General features: G+C 69.8%; 13 protein-coding genes and 1 pseudogene. 7 read left to right on the top strand and 7 right to left on the bottom strand.

The features are described 5' to 3' along the window. Positions 1–138 precede the first annotated feature (138 nt). On the bottom strand, positions 139–1,827 hold the full coding sequence (gene cdgB / locus ACZ53K_RS08790; protein ID WP_468833074.1) for a diguanylate cyclase CdgB: 1,689 nt from the start codon (positions 1,825–1,827) through the stop codon (positions 139–141). Positions 1,828–2,230: 403 nt separating this feature from the next. Here cdgB and ACZ53K_RS08795 point away from each other — a divergent pair, with 403 nt between their 5' ends. Further along, positions 2,231–2,731, top strand: a complete 501-nt coding sequence (locus ACZ53K_RS08795) for a flavin reductase family protein (RefSeq protein WP_468833076.1) — start codon at positions 2,231–2,233, stop codon at positions 2,729–2,731. Positions 2,732–3,022: 291 nt separating this feature from the next. Here the strand turns inward: ACZ53K_RS08795 and arfB are convergent, their stop codons facing one another. Next, complete coding sequence (gene arfB / locus ACZ53K_RS08800; protein ID WP_468833078.1) at positions 3,023–3,460, bottom strand: alternative ribosome rescue aminoacyl-tRNA hydrolase ArfB; 438 nt, start codon at positions 3,458–3,460, stop codon at positions 3,023–3,025. A gap of 242 nt (positions 3,461–3,702) precedes the next feature. On the opposite strand from arfB, the gene ACZ53K_RS08805 reads away from it, so the two are divergent. Together ACZ53K_RS08805 and ACZ53K_RS08810 are read left to right on the top strand one after the other, a co-directional pair. Further along, complete coding sequence (locus ACZ53K_RS08805; protein ID WP_030022317.1) at positions 3,703–4,278, top strand: TerD family protein; 576 nt, start codon at positions 3,703–3,705, stop codon at positions 4,276–4,278. Positions 4,279–5,389: 1,111 nt separating this feature from the next. Continuing rightward, entirely contained in the window at positions 5,390–6,853 is a 1,464-nt protein-coding gene (locus ACZ53K_RS08810; RefSeq protein WP_468833081.1) for an erythromycin esterase family protein, read from the top strand. A gap of 60 nt (positions 6,854–6,913) precedes the next feature. Here ACZ53K_RS08810 and ACZ53K_RS08815 read toward each other — a convergent pair whose 3' ends face one another. Then, positions 6,914–7,240 (bottom strand): helix-turn-helix domain-containing protein, encoded by a 327-nt coding sequence (locus tag ACZ53K_RS08815; RefSeq protein WP_468833084.1) that lies wholly within the window; start codon positions 7,238–7,240, stop codon positions 6,914–6,916. Between the two features lie 92 nt (positions 7,241–7,332). On the opposite strand from ACZ53K_RS08815, the pseudogene ACZ53K_RS08820 reads away from it, so the two are divergent. Continuing rightward, a pseudogene (locus ACZ53K_RS08820) lies at positions 7,333–7,892 on the top strand (M24 family metallopeptidase); the annotation flags it as partial. A gap of 27 nt (positions 7,893–7,919) precedes the next feature. On the opposite strand, the gene ACZ53K_RS08825 reads toward ACZ53K_RS08820, so the two are convergent. Next, on the bottom strand, positions 7,920–9,272 hold the full coding sequence (locus tag ACZ53K_RS08825; protein ID WP_468833086.1) for an SGNH/GDSL hydrolase family protein: 1,353 nt from the start codon (positions 9,270–9,272) through the stop codon (positions 7,920–7,922). Between the two features lie 205 nt (positions 9,273–9,477). Between ACZ53K_RS08825 and ACZ53K_RS08830 the strand changes: the two genes are divergently transcribed. Then, the gene (locus ACZ53K_RS08830) at positions 9,478–9,975 is read left to right on the top strand and encodes a hypothetical protein (protein ID WP_073759346.1); all 498 of its coding nucleotides are present in this window, start codon (positions 9,478–9,480) and stop codon (positions 9,973–9,975) included. 178 nt (positions 9,976–10,153) lie between these two features. On the opposite strand, the gene ACZ53K_RS08835 is transcribed toward ACZ53K_RS08830, so the two are convergent. Continuing rightward, positions 10,154–10,798: a pentapeptide repeat-containing protein gene (locus ACZ53K_RS08835; RefSeq protein ID WP_468833391.1), complete on the bottom strand. Its 645-nt coding sequence runs from the start codon at positions 10,796–10,798 to the stop codon at positions 10,154–10,156. Positions 10,799–11,144: 346 nt separating this feature from the next. On the opposite strand from ACZ53K_RS08835, the gene ACZ53K_RS08840 reads away from it, so the two are divergent. Both ACZ53K_RS08840 and ACZ53K_RS08845 read left to right on the top strand, forming a co-directional pair. Next, positions 11,145–12,158: a zinc-binding dehydrogenase gene (locus tag ACZ53K_RS08840; protein WP_468833393.1), complete on the top strand. Its 1,014-nt coding sequence runs from the start codon at positions 11,145–11,147 to the stop codon at positions 12,156–12,158. 181 nt (positions 12,159–12,339) lie between these two features. Then, positions 12,340–13,212: an AraC family transcriptional regulator gene (locus tag ACZ53K_RS08845; RefSeq protein WP_468833088.1), complete on the top strand. Its 873-nt coding sequence runs from the start codon at positions 12,340–12,342 to the stop codon at positions 13,210–13,212. 517 nt (positions 13,213–13,729) lie between these two features. Here the strand turns inward: ACZ53K_RS08845 and ACZ53K_RS08850 are convergent. Further along, a complete protein-coding gene (locus tag ACZ53K_RS08850; RefSeq protein WP_468833090.1) occupies positions 13,730–15,358 on the bottom strand; it encodes an AbfB domain-containing protein in 1,629 nt (542 codons plus the stop codon). A 649-nt stretch (positions 15,359–16,007) separates the two neighbouring features. Next, positions 16,008–16,430 (bottom strand): nuclear transport factor 2 family protein, encoded by a 423-nt coding sequence (locus ACZ53K_RS08855; RefSeq protein WP_468833091.1) that lies wholly within the window; start codon positions 16,428–16,430, stop codon positions 16,008–16,010. Between the last annotated feature and the right edge of the window lie 103 nt (positions 16,431–16,533).

Consider the following 16,533-nt stretch of genomic DNA (forward strand, 5'->3'; position numbering starts at 1 on the left):
CCGCCGCATCGGCGCAGCCTACCCCGTTCGAGCGATGCCACGCCGATCCGGAACGGCCACAGGATCGCTACGGATCCGTTCTGTGGACGGCGTGCAGGCGTGATCCGGAGCGCACTGGAGCGGCAGGCCGCGCACCGGTCAGCCCGCGCGCCGACCCGCCTTCGAGCGGGACCGTTTCTCGATGTACATCCGCTGGTCAGCGGATTGCAGAACCTCTTCGGCCGACATCCCGCAGGCGGCCCAGCCGATGCCGAAACTCGCGCCGACCCGCACTCCCCGGCCGTCCACCCGGATAGGGGGAATGATCCCGTTTCGGAGCCGTACCGCGAGGTCCTGCGCGTCGGCCTTGCCCAGGCCGTCCGCGAGCACCACGAACTCGTCACCGCCGAGCCGGGCGACCGTGTCGCCGTCCCGGACGCCGTTGGTCAGCCGCCGGGCCACCTCGATGAGCACCGCGTCACCCGTGTGGTGCCCGAAGCGGTCGTTGATCGACTTGAAGCCGTCCAGGTCGCAGAAGAGGACCGCGAGCCCCTTGGCGCCGTCGTCCTCCGGCCCGTCCGACGGCGCGATGACGTGCACATGGTGGTCGTACGGGCCGGACGCCACGCGCTCCGTGCCGTCGGCGGTGTCGTACCCGTCGAAGACCTCCGGACCGTCCGAGCCGAACCCGTGCGCCTCTTGGAAGGCGGCGACCGAAGCGGCGGAGGCGGCCGAGGCGTACGCGTCCGCGTCCGAGCCGGGCGGGCGCGAACACAGCCGGGCGCCGAGCCGGGCCCGCAGCTCGGCGCTGTTGGGCAGGCCGGTCAGCGCGTCGTGGCTGGCGCGGTGCGCGAGCTGGAGCTCGTGCCGCTTGCGCTCCTCGATGTCCTCGACGTGGGTGAGCAGGAAGCGCGGGCCATCGGCGGTGTCGGCGACGACGGAGTTGCGCAGCGAGACCCACACGTACGTGCCGTCCCGGCGGGCGAGGCGCAGCTCGGCGCGCCCGCCCTCGGCGGAGGTGCGCAGCAGGGTGCCGATGTCCTCGGGGTGCACGAGGTCGGAGAACGAGTAGCGGCGCATCGCGGACGCCGGGCGGCCCAGCAGCCGGCACAGCGCGTCATTCGTACGGTGGAGGCGTCCGTGCTGGTCACCACCCATTTCGGCGATGGCCATGCCGCTGGGCGCGTACTCGAAGGCCTGCCGAAAGCTTTCCTCACTGGCGCGTAGGGCCTGCTGCTCGCGCTCCAGGCGGCCCAGCGCGCGCTGCATGTTGGCGCGCAGCCGGGCGTTGCTGATCGCGATGGCGGACTGGAACGCGTACATCTGCAGCGCCTCCTGCCCCCACGCGCCGGGGCGGCGGCCGTTGCGCGGCTTGTCGACGGAGATCACGCCGAGCAGCTCGCCGCCACCGTTCGCGGCCGTGTACATGGGCGCCAGCAGGCGGTCCATCGGATGCCACTCGCCGGGGAAGCGCGGCGCGGGCCCGGCGGCGTGCCACTGGGGCACATCGTCGTCGTCCAGCACCCAGCCCTCGGTGTGCGGGATGAAGCACAGGCCGCCCCAGCGCTCGCCCATGCTCAGGCGGCGGTCCCAGGACGCGCGGGAGCCGACCCGGCCCGCCATGAGAGCCTCGGCACCGGCACTGCCGGCGACCGCGGCCACCACGAGGTCACCGTCCGGCCGTACGAGGTTGACCGCGGCCAGCTCGTATCCGAGCCCCGTGATCACTCCGTCGGCGACGGTCTGCAGGGTGTCTGCAAGGCTGCGTGCGGTGTTCAGCTCGGCGACCACTTGGTGCAGCTGCCTCAGGGTCGCAAGACGGACGTATGGCTCCGACTCGGTCTCCATCGCTCGCTCTCCCCGAGACCTCGACAGCAACTCCAGGATTCTGTGTCGTCCGATTGCCACGGCCACTGAATCACAGCGAGCTGTTTACTCGGTACACAGGGTCAACAATTACCGGCTGCTGTGACTCAAGTCACAGAGCGTGGCGGCCGCTTGGCGATCTCCGAACGGGCGGCGCTGGGGGCACTTCTACAATTCCTGAACGCAAATCCGGACGCAAGGGCGAGCTCAGCCGCCGGACCTAGGGCGCGCCTGGTACCCGGGCCCGATGCGGGCCCCCGCGGCCCCCGTTAGCGTTCATGGCGTGTTCACGAAAACCGCCGCCACCACGCCCGGGGATCACCCCGCGGCGCCCGTCACGCCACTCTCCGCGCCCGGTGGAGGGACGATCCCCCATCCTGGAGGGGTGAGTGACGACGAGTTCCGCGCCGCCCTGTCCCGGCTCGCCGCCGGGGTCGTACTGATCACCGCGCACGATCCGGAGGACGGGCCACGCGGCGAGGACGTGGGCATGACCGCCACGGCCTTCATGTCGGTGTCGCTCGAACCGCCCTTGGTGATGGTGAGCGTTCGCAACGACTCCCGCATGGACGACCTTCTGGAGCATCAGCCCCTCTGGGCGGTTTCGGTGCTGTCGCAGGGGCAGCGGCACATTGCGGGCCGATTCGCCATGAAGAACCGCATCAGCGACCGACTGCTCTTCGAGGACATTCCTACGGAACGGGGCAAACAGGCCGGAGCGCCCATGATCGGCGGAGCGCTGGCGCACCTGGAATGCCGTACCGAACAGCGGGTCGCGGCCGGCGATCACACACTGGTGATCGGCCGGGTCCTGTCGGCGGACGCCGCGGGGGCCGCCGAGGGGCCGCTGACCTACTTCCGGGGGAAGTACCGGCATCTGGGGTGAGATCTGGAGTGGGGGCGGGGCTAGGGGGGCGAGGGGGCTGGGCTCCAACCGGTCGGGCAGGAGTCGGTCGGGATCGGGCGCGGCTGGGTGCGGCTCGGTCGGACACGATGGGGCTCGACCCGCCGAGCGCGCAGGCGAGCGCACGGCCGAGAACACGGTCTGCTTGCCCGACCGAGCGCACAGAAGAGCCTATAGAGGCGCATAGGGACGCATGGGGACGCATGGGGACGCAGAAAGGGTGTGCAAAAGGGCACCCGGCCGCAAAAGGCCACCGCCCCCGAAAGGGTCGTCTCAGCCCCAGTCGCGGCCGGAGCGCCCCCGCTTCACGTCGCCACGCTGCTTCTTCTCCCGCAGCCGGCGCTCATTGATCCCACGCGGTATTCGGCTCTTGCGCCGCGGCTTGGGGGGCGGCGCGGTGACCTCGGCGAGGAGCGACGCGAGCCGCACGGCGGCGGTCTCCCGGTTACGCCACTGGGAACGGTGCTCGGAGGCCCGTACGGACACCACCCCACCGCTCAGCAGCCGGCCGCGCTCCGCGAGCCGCTCTAGCGCGCGCTCCTTCCACACCTCGGGCAGCGCGTCGGTGGCGGCGACGTCGAAACGCAACTCCACCTGACTGTCCGACGTGTTGACGTGCTGCCCACCGGGCCCCGAGGAACGCGAAAAACGCCACACCAGCTCGGCCTCCGGAAGAGTGACCGAACCGCGGATGACATAGGGCCCTGACATGCCCCCCATGATCCCGCGTCCGCAAGCCCTCGTCACCTTCTTTTGCCACACCACCACACCACCACACCGCCACAGCCGCTCACCCTTCCCCCACGGCCCCTTCCCGCGCCCCGGCATCAGGAATTGGCAAAGAAAGTAAAGGGAGCTGGAACCCGACGGTCCCTTCGTGGCGTTGTGCAGGGTGACGGTAGCTTCGTCAGCAGTACGAAGCCCGACGATTCGACGAGGAAAGGGACATCCCCATGGCTGTAAGCCTGTCCAAGGGCGGCAACGTCTCGCTCACCAAGGAGGCACCGGGCCTGACCGCCGTCACGGTCGGCCTCGGCTGGGACGTCCGCACCACCACCGGCACGGACTTCGACCTCGACGCGAGCGCCATCGCGGTCAACACGAGCGGCAAGGTCTACTCGGACCAGCACTTCGTCTTCTTCAACAACAAGGTCACGCCGGACCAGTCCATCGAGCACACCGGTGACAACGTCACCGGTGAGGGCGAAGGCGACGACGAGCAGATCAAGGTCAACCTGGCCGCCCTCCCGGCCGACATCGACAAGATCGTCTTCCCGGTCTCGATCTACGACGCCGAGAACCGCAGCCAGAACTTCGGCCAGGTCCGCAACGCCTTCATCCGCATCGTCAACCAGGCCGGCGGCGCCGAGATCGCCCGCTACGACCTGAGCGAGGACGCGGCGACCGAGACCGCCATGGTCTTCGGCGAGCTCTACCGCAACGGCGCCGAGTGGAAGTTCCGCGCCGTCGGCCAGGGCTACGCCTCCGGCCTGGTCGGCATCGCGAAGGACTTCGGCGTCAACGTCTGACCGACGCCGTGCCCGTGGGAGTGGGTTGGCTCTGCCAGGAGCGGGCCGGCTCTGAGTGGGATGGGCTGGCCCTGAGTGGGATGGGCTGGCCCTGAGCGGGATGGGCTGGCCCTGAGCGGGATGGGCTGGCCCTGAGCGGGATGGGCCGACTCTGAGTGGGATGGGCTGGCCCTGAGCGGGATGGGCCGACTCTGAGTGGGATGGGCTGGCCCTGCGCGGGGTGCTGCTGGGCGGGGCGCTGCTCAGTAGTGGGGTAGTGCCGGGCGGCTTGCCTCCCGGCGGCCTGCCTCTGCGCGGCCTGCTCCTGGGGGTGCCGCTCTCGGGCGGCCTGCTCCTGAGCGGGCCGCCTCTGGGTGGCTTGCTCCTGGGTACCCCGCTCAGGCGGCCCGCCCTTGGGTGCCCTACTCCGGCTGCCCGCCCTTGGGTGCCCTACTCCGGGAGGCTGCTTCCGGGCGGTCTGCTCCTGAGCGGTCTACCTTTGGGGGCCGCTCAGGCGACCCGCCATTGGGCGCCCGTTCCTGAGCGGTCTGCCTCTGAATGACCTGCTCCTGGGTGATCTGCCTCAGGAAGCCCCGCTCCTTGGCGACCTGCTCCTGCCCGGCCTGCTTCTTGGATAGCCACGCATCGCGCCCCGTCGAGACGAAGTCTTCGGCGGGGCGCGTCGCGTATTGCGGGGCGAATTACGCCAAAGCGGGTGGCCGGGCGGGGGCGGTAGTGGGAGGTAGCGGCGAGGGCGGGTGATTGGCGGCGGGGCGGGCGGCGGCATGTGGACGGCGGCCTTCAATCGACGTCTGATGATCGGCGCCCGGTGGCACCCGGCTCAGAGACCACCGAACACCGGGTCACCGGGTCACCGGGTCACCGGCCAGAGGCCAGAGGCCGCCGGTCACGGGGCGCCGGGCACCGGGCGCCGGCACCCCACACCGGTCCCCCCCGAACGCCGGTTGGCCGCGTGAGGGTGTTGCCAGACACCCATCTCGCCGAGGGCCACCCCCCGGAGAAACTGGGCGGCTGTCCGTAGCGCGTGGCCATGAGGCCGCGGGCCATGATCACTCTCAAGTTGCCGTACGCGAGTTGAGGGACGAAGACCATGACTGGACACCGGAATCGCATGGCCCGACGAGCGCTACCGGCTACGGCGGTGATCACGGCGGCAGCATTCCTCACCCCCGCGACAGTCGAGCCCGCCTACGCCGCCCCAGCCGAAACAGCCGTATCCATCGCATCCGCCGTATCCGGCATATCCACCGCATCCACCGCATCCGCCGTACCCGCCGCATCCTCCGTACCCGCCGTACCCGCCGTCCCGGGCGCCCCCGCCGTCTCGGTATCCACAGCCGCGGCTCAGAACTCGGTGCGCGCGTTGGAGCGGGCGGCCCACCCGCTTCGCTCGACCGAACCCGGCAGGAACACCGCCGACCTGCGCCCCCTGTCCTCGATGATCGGCAACGCCAAGGTCGTCGGCCTCGGTGAGGCCACTCACGGCTCCCATGAGTTCTTCACCATGAAGGAACGGGTCTTCCGGCACCTTGTCGAGGAGAAAGGTTTCACCACCTTCGCCCTGGAGCTGAGCTGGTCCGCAGGGCTCCAGATCGACGAGTACCTCCAGACCGGCAAGGGCGACGCCCGCCACGTCGCCAAGCAGGCCCTCGCCAACTCGCCCTGGGACCGCGAGGAGTTCGTCAGCCTCATCACCTGGATGCGCGATCACAACCGTCGCAACCCCGCCCGCACCGTCCACTTCATGGGTGACGACATCGGCGCCCCCGCCGTCAGCGACGCATTCTTCGGACGCGTGACCGGCTACGTACGGCACACCCACCCGGAGTCGCTGCCACGTCTCAACGAGCTGTACACCGGCCTGCGCCCGATCGACGACGTCTTCGCCTACCTCCGCAAGCCACTGGCGGAACGCCAACGCCTCGCCACCAAGGCTCAGCAGGCCCTGGAACTCATCAGCAGCCAAATAGGCTCCGGTGGCGAAGCCTTCGACTGGGCCGAACAGAACGCCCGGTCCATCGCCCAGACCGCCAGGTTCCTCACCATGGACGTCGCCGACCCGGCCTCGGTCTCCGCCTCCCAGCGCTACCGCGACGAAGTGATGGCCCAGAACGTCACCTGGTGGCAGCGGCGCACCGGCCACAAGATCCTGCTCTCGGCGCAGAACGACCACGTCGGTTACGTCGCCGGCGACCCCGAGCTGTACTCCAAGACGCAGGGCTCGTTCCTGTGCGACGCGATGGGCAAGGACTACCTCCCCATCGGCTTCACCTTCTACCAGGGTTCCTTCCTGTCGAAAGACGCCGCCCTCACCGGGGACTGGAAGAAGTTCACCGTGGGCGCCCCCGGCACCAGCACGAACGAACACACCCTCGACAAGGTGCGCCACCGGAACTTCTACCTCGACGTCCGCCACGCCCCGCCCACCGCCCGCGCCTGGCTGAACACCATCCGCCCCACACGCAACATCGGTACGCAGCACCCCCACCCGGACGCCCACGTCGCGATCGCCCGCTCCTTCGACGTCCTCATCCACCTTCACAAGGTCCGCGAAGCCGTGATGACAAAGCCGTAACCCCGGCTCCCCCGGCTCGGCCGCCGGCCCCACCGCCCGGCCGCCCGGCCGCCATACGGTTCAAGCCGCCACGCCGGGCACTCCCCGCACGACAGCCGCCCCCGGGGCCTTCGCCTCGTGCGCCCCTCCTGGCGCCTCGGACGCCTCCGGAGTCAACAGCGTCGCGAGTTCGTCGAGCGACAGCCCGAGCGTCCCCGCCAGCGCCGCCACCGTGAAGAAGGCCGGCGTCGGCGCCCGGCCCGTCTCGATCTTGCGCAATGTTTCTGCGGAGAGTCCCGCGGCCGCCGCGACCTCGACCATGCTGCGGTCCCCGCGGGCAGCGCGCAGGACCGCGCCCATCCGCTCGCCGCGTTCGCGTTCCCAAGGGGTCAGTGGAGTGCGCACCATGCCTGCGACACTAATTCCGGTAAAGAAATACCGGTATAAGAATTGGCCCGCGAGGGCTGGAGGACCGGCGGTGGTGGAGGTCAAGGCGGGCCCTCGGTTACCGCCCGCAGTGCGCCCCCACCCCCTTCCCGGCCGTCCTCTGCGCGGTCGTGGACGGCTGGGCGGGCGACGCGGCCATCAGCCTCACGGTCGGCACCCCGAGCCCGGCCGACCGGAAGCTGACGGACACCACCCGGCAGACCCTGGTGGCAGGCATCGCCACGGCCGTTGTCAGCGCCCGTATCGCGGACATCGCGCACGCGATCGGCCTCGTCGGGCGTTCCTCTCGATACGGCATCCGGCCGACTTCGGCGGCCACGGCATCGGCCGCCGAACGCACGAGGACCCCGCGGTCCCCAACGAGGCCCGCACGGGCCGCGGCTTCATCCTGTGCCACGGCCCGGCCATCGCCATCGAGCTATCCAGCCTTCGGGCCACCAAGCCACCAAGCCACCAAGCCACCAAGCCGATGTTCCTGGCGGGCGGCGGCGACGATTACCACCCGGCCACCGACGGCTGGACCCCGCGCACAACCGACGGCAGCCGAGCCGCCCACTTCGAACGCACCGTGGCCGTCACGGACGAAGGCCCCCGGGTACTGCCTCCGCCGTGACCGGCCCGCCGACCGGTCCTCCCTTCGTCACAGTTCGTCCAGGTCGACCGCCTCCGCCATGGCGCGGTATCCGGCGTCACTCGGGTGCAGGTGGTCGCCGATGTCGTAGGCAGGGGCGAGGCGGTCCCGGTCGGCCGGGTTGGACAGGACCCGGTCCAGGTCCACGACCTCGTCGTACTCACCGGAGGTGCGAATCCACTCGTTGAGCGCGTCCCGCTTGGCCTCGCCCCGCTCGGAGTAGTACGCGGCGCCCTTGAACGGCGTCACCGTCGCCCCGATCACCTTCACCCCGGCCGCGTGTGCCTGCCGGATCAGCGCGCGGTGTCCCTGGATGAGCTGGGCGACCGACACGTCCGGCGCCGGGCCGCCGGGCCAGTCCGGCGAGGCGCTGGCGCCTATGTCGTTGATCCCCTCCAGCACGATGACCGTGCTCACGCCCGGCTCACCGAGCACGTCGTGCCGGAAGCGGGCCACGCCCTTCTCCCCGGCCCACGTCGAGTCCGCGGTGACCCGGTTGCCGCCGATGCCCTGGTTGAGCACGCTGCGCGGATGCCCGGTGGCCGCGAAGCGCTCCGCCAGCCTGTCCGGATAGCGACGGTTCGTGTCGACGGTCGAGCCGTAGCCGTCGGTGATGGAGTCGCCGAAGGCCACCACCGCGCCCCGGCGGGTGTCGTCCTTGCCCCCGGAGACCTCCACTCCCGACAGGTAATACCAGGACTGGGACTGCTCCTTGAACGCCGCGCCCTTGGTGTCCGCGCGGTGATCGCCCGCCGCGCGGTAGGTCGTGGCAAAGGACGACAGGTGGAAGGTGGCGGGACCGGTCGGTCCGGCCAGGTACAGCGTCACGGTCAGCGACTCCAGCGCCCTGACCTTCATCGGCAGCCCGTCGCTGCGCACCTCGCCGCCCGCCGGCACGGTCACCGACCGCTGCCGCCCGAAGAGCAGGTTGCGTACGGTCCCGTCCTGCACCGACGCCCCCTTGCCCGTGCGGGCGATGGTCGCGCCGGTCACCGTCAGCGGCGTACGGCCGTAACGGTTGGACAGCTCGATACGGGCCCGGGCGCCGCCCGTACTGACCCGGACCACCTGCCGGACCGTCTGGTCGCTGAAGCCCTGCACCGACCAGTTCGGAGTCAGCCCGTGCGGCGCCTGCGCGGAAGCAGACCAGCCGCCTCGCCAGCGCTGCCCACTGCCGTGGTCACCGCAACGATCACTCTCGGAGCGACCGGCGCTCCTCTCCCCGACTGCCTCGCCCGCCCTCGCGGCCCCCGCCACAGGTACCGGCGCGGCCGCCGCGGCCGCGTCCCGCTCGGTACCGAGCACCGGGAGCACCGCCAATACGCCGGCGGCGAGCAGTGCGACGCCCGAGCGTCTGATCATCGAACCCGTCATGAACCATCCCCACCCTCTGACTCGTGAACTGGTGAACTGGTGGACTCGTTAACTCGTGGACTCGTGAATTCGTGGACTCTTGGACTCGTGCGCCAGTGGCGTCGGCCTGTCGGCCGGCCGCCGTGACGCCGCCGTACGGCTATGACCACCGCGACGGCGCGGACGAACGCATGAGCGTGACACCATCAAGGACGTGATCGACCTCGGCTACTCCCTTTCCCGCCGTTTTCCGGACCCGCCGCAGACGGACTACCGCACCGCGGACGTCCGGGCCCTGCGCCACGACCTGTTCTGCGGCGACGTCTACCTGGCCGACACCAAGGCGGACCGCGAGGTACAGACCGCCTGGGGCTGGGTGCCGGTGCTGGACTTCGCCTGGGCCCTGTGCGACATCGTCGAACGGATCGACCGCGATCCCCTCGGCAACCGCGCCGCACAGCCGCAGTTCGCGGAGCTGGATTTCACCGAATCGGCGGACCGGATGTACTTCGAGCGCCGCTTCGGCTGGGTGGACGTCGACGCCGACTGGATGCCGGCCGACGAAGCCCCGCTCACCTTCCAGCACTCCGCACTGCGCCGCGAGGCCCGCGACTTCCTCCACGACCTGATCGCCGACCTCACCGACCTGCACGACGGCCTCGGTGACAACCCGGCCGTATGGGACCTCCAGGCCCGCTTCCCCCGCGTCTGAGCATCCGCCCGGCCGTCTCGTTCCCGGGCATCGCCCTGCCCGGCCCGGCTACCGTCCCCATCCCGGCTCCCGCCCCTCTGTCCGTCCCCGCCCGACTGCCCTGGTCGCCCCTCACAACTCCAGCGCTCGGCCCGGCCGCCCCCGGCCCCCGCTCACCCCGTGGGCGTACCCGCCTACGTCACTCCACCCGCACCCCTATCTCCGCCGCGAACGCCGGTGCCAGGTCCATCAGCTGGGCCGAACTGATCACCGCGCCCGCCAGTCGGTCGATCCCCCGGGCGATGTCCAGCCGAGCCACCCCGCGCAGGTCGACGTCACGCATCCGTACGCCGCTGAGGTCCACCCGGGACAGCGTGCAGTCGTCGAAGCTCACCCGTTCCAGCTCCGCGCCGGCGAAGTCCGCTTCCACCAGCACGCATCCCTCGAAGACGACGTCCTTCAGCTTCGCCTTGCGCAGATTGAGGAAGTCGATCTTCCCGCCGCGCACCAGCACCCGCTCCAGCACCGCCCCGTGCATCTGCACACCGCCGAGCCGCGCGTCCAGGACCTCGACGTCCCGTAGCGACGCCTGCGACAGGTCCGTCCCCACTCCGCGCACCCCGTCCAGCACGCTGTCGATGAACCGCGCCCGGCTCAAGACCGTTTCGTCCAGCGCGCACCGCCGCAGCGCGCAGTCCATGAAGCGGGCCCCGGGCCCCGGCTGTCCCGCCAGGTCCGCGTCCGCGAACTCCAGCCCGTCGTAGTCCCCCTCGGTCTCCAGCCCGACATCCTCGTACGGCTTCAGCTCCGGCAGCCGCACCGCCGGACGCCGCGCCTCCCGCACCGGACGCCCCGCTCCGTCCCGCCGCACCGGCCGCCCCGTCCCGCCGTCACGCTCCCTCACGCCCGCCCACCGCCTTCCTGTCGTTCCGGTCCCGCTCATCCCGCACCGCCAACTGCCCCCATCGTGAACCACCCCACTGACAATCCCCGGGACTGGGCACCTGACCAGCGGGAACACCGCCTGGCCCGTCGACATCACGTCCCGCACCGACCGGCCTTGACCTCAACCAATATTGAGGAACCAGAGTGAGGGCCAACGCCGAAGCCAATGACCACGATCACGACCACAACCACGACCCGCCATTCACCCCCCTCACGAGGAGCCCACCATGCCCGCCACCCCCACCATGCACGCCATCAGACTGCACGCCTTCGGCCCCGCCGAGAACCTCACGTACGAGCAGACCGAGGCTCCCCGCCCCGGTCCCGGCCAGGTCCGGATCGCCGTGGCGGCGGCCGGCGTCCACCTGCTCGATACGGCCCTGCGCGAGGGCCTCACCGGCGGCCCGGCGCCGCTTCCCGACCTGCCGACCATCCCGGGCCGGGAGGTCGCGGGCACGGTGGACGCCCTCGGCGAGGGCACCGCCCCCTCTTGGCTGGGCCGTCGGGTCGTCGCCCACCTGGGTATGAACCCGGGCGGGTACGCGGAGAAGGCCGTCGTCGACACCGAAAAACTCCATGTCATTCCCGGCGATCTGGACGAGGCCCAGGCCGTGGCCATGATCGGCACCGGGCGCACCACCATGGGCATCCTGCTCTTCGCCGACCTCACCGCAGACGACATCGCGATCGTCCCGGCCGCGGCCGGCGGCATCGGCTCCCTGCTCGTCCAGTACGCGAAGCACACCGGCGCGACCGTCGTCGGCCTCGCGGGCGGCCCCGCCAAGACCGAACGCGTGCGGAAGCTGGGTGCCGATATCGCCGTGGACTACAAGAAGGCCGACTGGCCCACCGAAGTACGCGCCTTCCTGGACGCACGCGACGCCCCCGGCGCCACCCTCGTCTTCGACTCCGTGGGCGGCGAACCGGGCCGCGCCGCCGTTAACCTGCTCGCCCGGGGTGGACGCCACCTCGTCTTCGGCTGGTCCGCGGGCGGTCTGCTGACCGGCGGTCCGCTGGAATTCGCCGAAGGCGAGCTGGCCGAACGTGGCATCACCTCCGAGTCCGTGCTCGGCCCGGTGATGCTGGCCAAGGCGGGCGGCGACAACCCGATGCGCACACTGGAAACCGCCTCTCTGGCCGAGGCGGCGGCCGGCCGCCTCGTACCGGACGTACAGCGTTTTCCGCTGGCCGAGGCGGCAGCCGCACACCGCGCCCTGGAGAGCCGCGGCACGATGGGCAAGGTTGTCCTGATCCCGTAGACACCACCCCGCGGGTCGCCACTCCGAGTTGTCCCGTGACGGCTCTCCCGTCCGCCGGTACCGGCGGCCGCGACCGCCCTGGCGAGGAGACGACCGCACCCCGACCGAACCGGGCACAAGATGTCGGGTGCGGGACCATGCGTTCTTCCTAATGTCATGGGCGTAAAGGAAGGAGACCGGAGTGCTGGAGCGGCTGAACGAAGCCCTGGAACATATCGAGGCGCACATCCGCCATCGGATCGAGGTGACCGAACTGGCGAAGATCGCCATGACATCGGAATACCACTTCCGTCGTATGTTCTCCGCGCTCGCCGGAATACCGCTGTCGGAATACATCCGACGACGGCGGCTCACAATCGCGGGGGCCGAGGTGCTCGCGGGTGACCGGACGCTTCTGGACATCGCGGTGCGGTACGGGTACGGCTCGGGCGAAGCGTTCGCACGGGCTTTCCGGGCCGTACACGGTGTGGGTCCGGGTGAGGCGCGGCGGGACGGCGCTTCGCTGCATTCCCAGCCCCGGATGTCCTTCCGTCTCATTGTCGAAGGGAGCAGCAGTATGCGATACCGGGTCGTGGAAACGGAGCAGTTCCATGTCGTCGGCAGGAAAGCGCGTGTCCCGCTCGTCCACCAGGGGGTGAATCCGGCGATCGCGGAGTTCATCCGGGGTATCGGCCAGGAGACCGTACAGCGGATCACCGCGCTGTCCGACCAGCAGCCGGAGGGGATTGTCGCGGTGTGCGACGACCTCGACCCGAGCCGGGCAGAGGGCACGGAACTGGATTACTACCACGGTGTAGTGACCCGGGCGGAAGCGCCGAGCGACCTCGACACACTGGTCGTTCCGGCGGGCACCTGGGCGGTATTCGAGAATTCCGGCCCGTTTCCGGAGTCGCTGCAGCTTCTGTGGCGGGACATCTTCACGCAATGGTTCCCGTCCAATCCGTACCGCAGCAGGCCGGGCCCCGAAATCCTGCGCACCCGTCTTTCGGAGGACGGGACAGCGGCGGACGCGGAGCTGTGGATTCCCGTGGAGCGGGTGGCGGTTTCCGGCTGACGCGTGAACCGCTGACATCGCTGGCGGGGTCGGGGGGGGGGCGGCGTCGGGGGCCGGCACGGTAGCTGACGCTCCGTTTCCGGTCCCCGGCCCTGCTACATGGACGGCCGACGCATCGCGGCGCCCCTGGCCGGACGCCGCGCGGGGCGCCGCCTCCGGGCGGCCGAGTTCCTCCGGGCGCATGAGGACACCGTCCCCTTCAGCGTCGAGAACCACGACTCCGCCCCGTACCGAATGCACGAGCCAGATGCCGTGTGCGGCGAAGATAACCGTCTTTTCAGCGAAGACCGGTACGGCCGCCGACTCCCTATACCACTGGATGAATCCTTCAGCCATGGCTAACAGTTCGGCATCGAGAGGATATGAACAGGGTCGTCTCCGAATGTTTTCCAGGGCGGCTTGACGGCTGATACGGGTGCGTCGTCCGACAGGTAACAGCAGGCAGCAGGTAGCAGCAAGTAGCAGACCGACGTCACGCCGTCACTCGCGTCGGTACTCATGTAGGTGCCCCAGCAGGTCAGGGTGCCAGCGGCGCGGCGATCTGCCAGGCCGCCACGCGGCCCGGCTGGGCCTCTCCCGGCTTGCCGCCGGGCAGGTCGAACGAGAATTCCTTTCGCGCGTAAACGTCTTTCGTCGTGGGCGCGAGCCACTTCTTGCCCGACGTGGTGTTCTGCGTGAAGGAAACGGCGCTGCGCATGGGCGCGGGGCCGGTCGGGAAAGTGGGGCGCATGCACCACGTGGCGCTCGTACGGAACGCGGAACTGCGGTCGTCCGCCGCGACCTCCACCCGGAGCCCGTCCTTCTCGGACTTGCCACTCTTGAGGTAGTGGCCGGGCTTGCGTACGGACTCGAATGAGTAGCAGCCGGGCTCGCTCGCGAGGGAAGGAACGATCACCCAGGTGGCGTCTTCGCGGTCGGCCGATGAGCTGTTCTTGTTGATCGAGCTGCTGAGGAGGGCCTTCCCGCCGTCCGCGCTGGACTGGCGCGCGTACGCGCCGACGCTCCACACCTTCAGGGACTGCCGCTTGAGCCGGTACTGGGTGTCCGCCTTCAGGAACCGCTCGACGTCCTGGTCACTGCCCTGCAGCGCGGCCTTGGCCCCGGCCGCCAGGTTGGGGTTGACCTTGCTGTTCTCCGCGGCGGCCTGGATCTGCAGGGCGAGCTTGCGGTTCGCCTCGGCGACCTTCTTGCGCCGGTTCTCGTCGTCGCGCTTGTACGCGGCGTCGGCGCCCGTGTGGATGTACGCCTTCCACACGGCCGCGTCGGAGCTGAGGGTGGCGCGCTGCCCCTCGCCGTACAGCTCGGAGTCCCGCAGGTCTGCGGGGGCCTGGCGCAGCAGTTCCCGGATGAAGTTGTCGTCGCTCAGCGCGAGCATGGCCTCGGTGGACGTGATACGGAACAGGGCCGCGGCACTCTTACGGGCGGCCAGCTCCTTGCGGCGCTCGGCCTCCTTGCGGTTCTGCTCCTCGATTTCCTTCAACTCGTTGGCCACATCCCGCTTGTGGGCCTCGCGCGCGCCGTTGACGATGAACTCCCGCCAATCCGCCGTCTCACCGAGCAGCGCCTGGAGCGCGGCGGCCCGCACCTCGGGACCGGAGGCGGTGTGCTTGGCGACGGCCCGGATGAAGTTGTCGTCGCTGAGGGCGAGCAGCTCCGGCGTGCTGGGGATGCCGACGGCGAGCAGAACCTGGGACTTGGCCAGCCGCGCCGCCCGCTCGGCCTCGGCCTTCTCCCGCTCACGCTGCTGGTCGAGCCTGTACGCCTCGTGGACGCCGGACACGATGAAACGCACGTGGTCCTCGGCGACCGTGCTGGCCATCGCCTGCTCGGCGGCGGTGCGCACCGCGTCCAGCTTCTCCCCCGCGTCGCTGGCCTTCTGCCACAGCGCGTGGATGAAGTCGTAGTCACTGAGCAGGAGTACGGCGGCGGTCGGGTCCAGCCCCACCACGGCCGCGGCATCGACGCGCTGGATGTCGGACGTCCCGATGCCGCCCGCGTCGGCCACGACACCCGGTGCCCCGGCGCCACTGTCGGCGACAGCGCCCGGCGCGACGGCACCTGTGACGGCCGCGAGGGCGGTGGCTGTCACAAGGCCACGCGTCATGATCCGTCGCATCCGTACGGAAGTGATGTGCTTTTTGTCCATGGTGCTGCGAAGACTCCTCTACCGCCTTGATTCCGGCGGGGCTGGACGTACGTGAAAAAGGTGGTGGCAACGGCTGCCGCTTCGCAGGCGGGCGACATCTCCACGGGACACCGCCGGAAGGGGAACCGCCGCACGGGCAGCCGCCGCAGAGGCCCTGTGGGGAGAGCGAGGGGAATCGGCGAGCCGAGGGGCGAACTCGTTCGAAACGCAGGGCCCAATAACCCTTCACGACACCGGGCGTAACCGTGACCGTGACCGTTACCGTCAACAATCCCGGGCCGGGAAAGAAGTGAGCCGCGAAACGGCGTGCGGAAGAAAGGCCCGAATCTCAGCGCGAAGCGACACAGAATCGCCCGACGCGGAATGGAGCCCCCTTGAGCCCATTGGGCAGCAGAGCCGCACGGGCATCAGCCCCAAAGGCGATAAGCACAGACTTACGCCCCACAGTTTCCCCCTAGTCTGCAGGTAATGCCTCGGGGCGTCCGGTCCATCGAAGCATCACTGCCCCTATGGCCCCTGCGGAACACGGCCCGGTTGAGCTGGTCACACGGACCTTAGCTCACGAGTCGCGCAATAACCTAGTAAAGCAGTGCAACGGTCCATAAATGGTAGACGCGGTTCCGCTTGACGAAGTCCTGCTGGTCAAGAGTTAACGGCGAGCGCCAGTAGGCTCAAAGCAGTCATAGTTACGCTGAGCGATAATCTTGCCATCGCGAAACTCCAGAAAAGTCGCGATGCGCGCTCGCAGTACGTGCCCGGCGGGCAGGTCGCCCAGCCGAACCGCCAGAGTGCCGTTCCAGACGACTTCCAGGGCCACCTGATCGCCCACTGCGACGGCATTGAGAACGTCAAAGTTCTGGCGCCGGAGCGTACCGCGTCCCCGCTCGGCTGCTTCGAGGATCGCAGAAAGGTCCCGGACCGCGCCCTCAGGGGCGAGGGCATTGGGATGTTCGTGCTGGACGACGTCATGGTGAAAGTACGCAGCCAGCTCTTCGCCGACGGCGCCACGCGCGACGGCCTGGTGGTAACGAACGGCCGTGTCAACAAGGGGATGACGCTGCAGATCCGCCATGGCCATCAGGGTAGGCCAAGGCCGGCGCCGCTCAGCGGCGTTCCGTCATCGAAAAGGTGGCGCCGGAGACGGCTTGTTGCTCGCGCCGGCCGTCTATACCCTC

This window comes from Streptomyces sp. NPDC033221 (assembly GCF_055577005.1).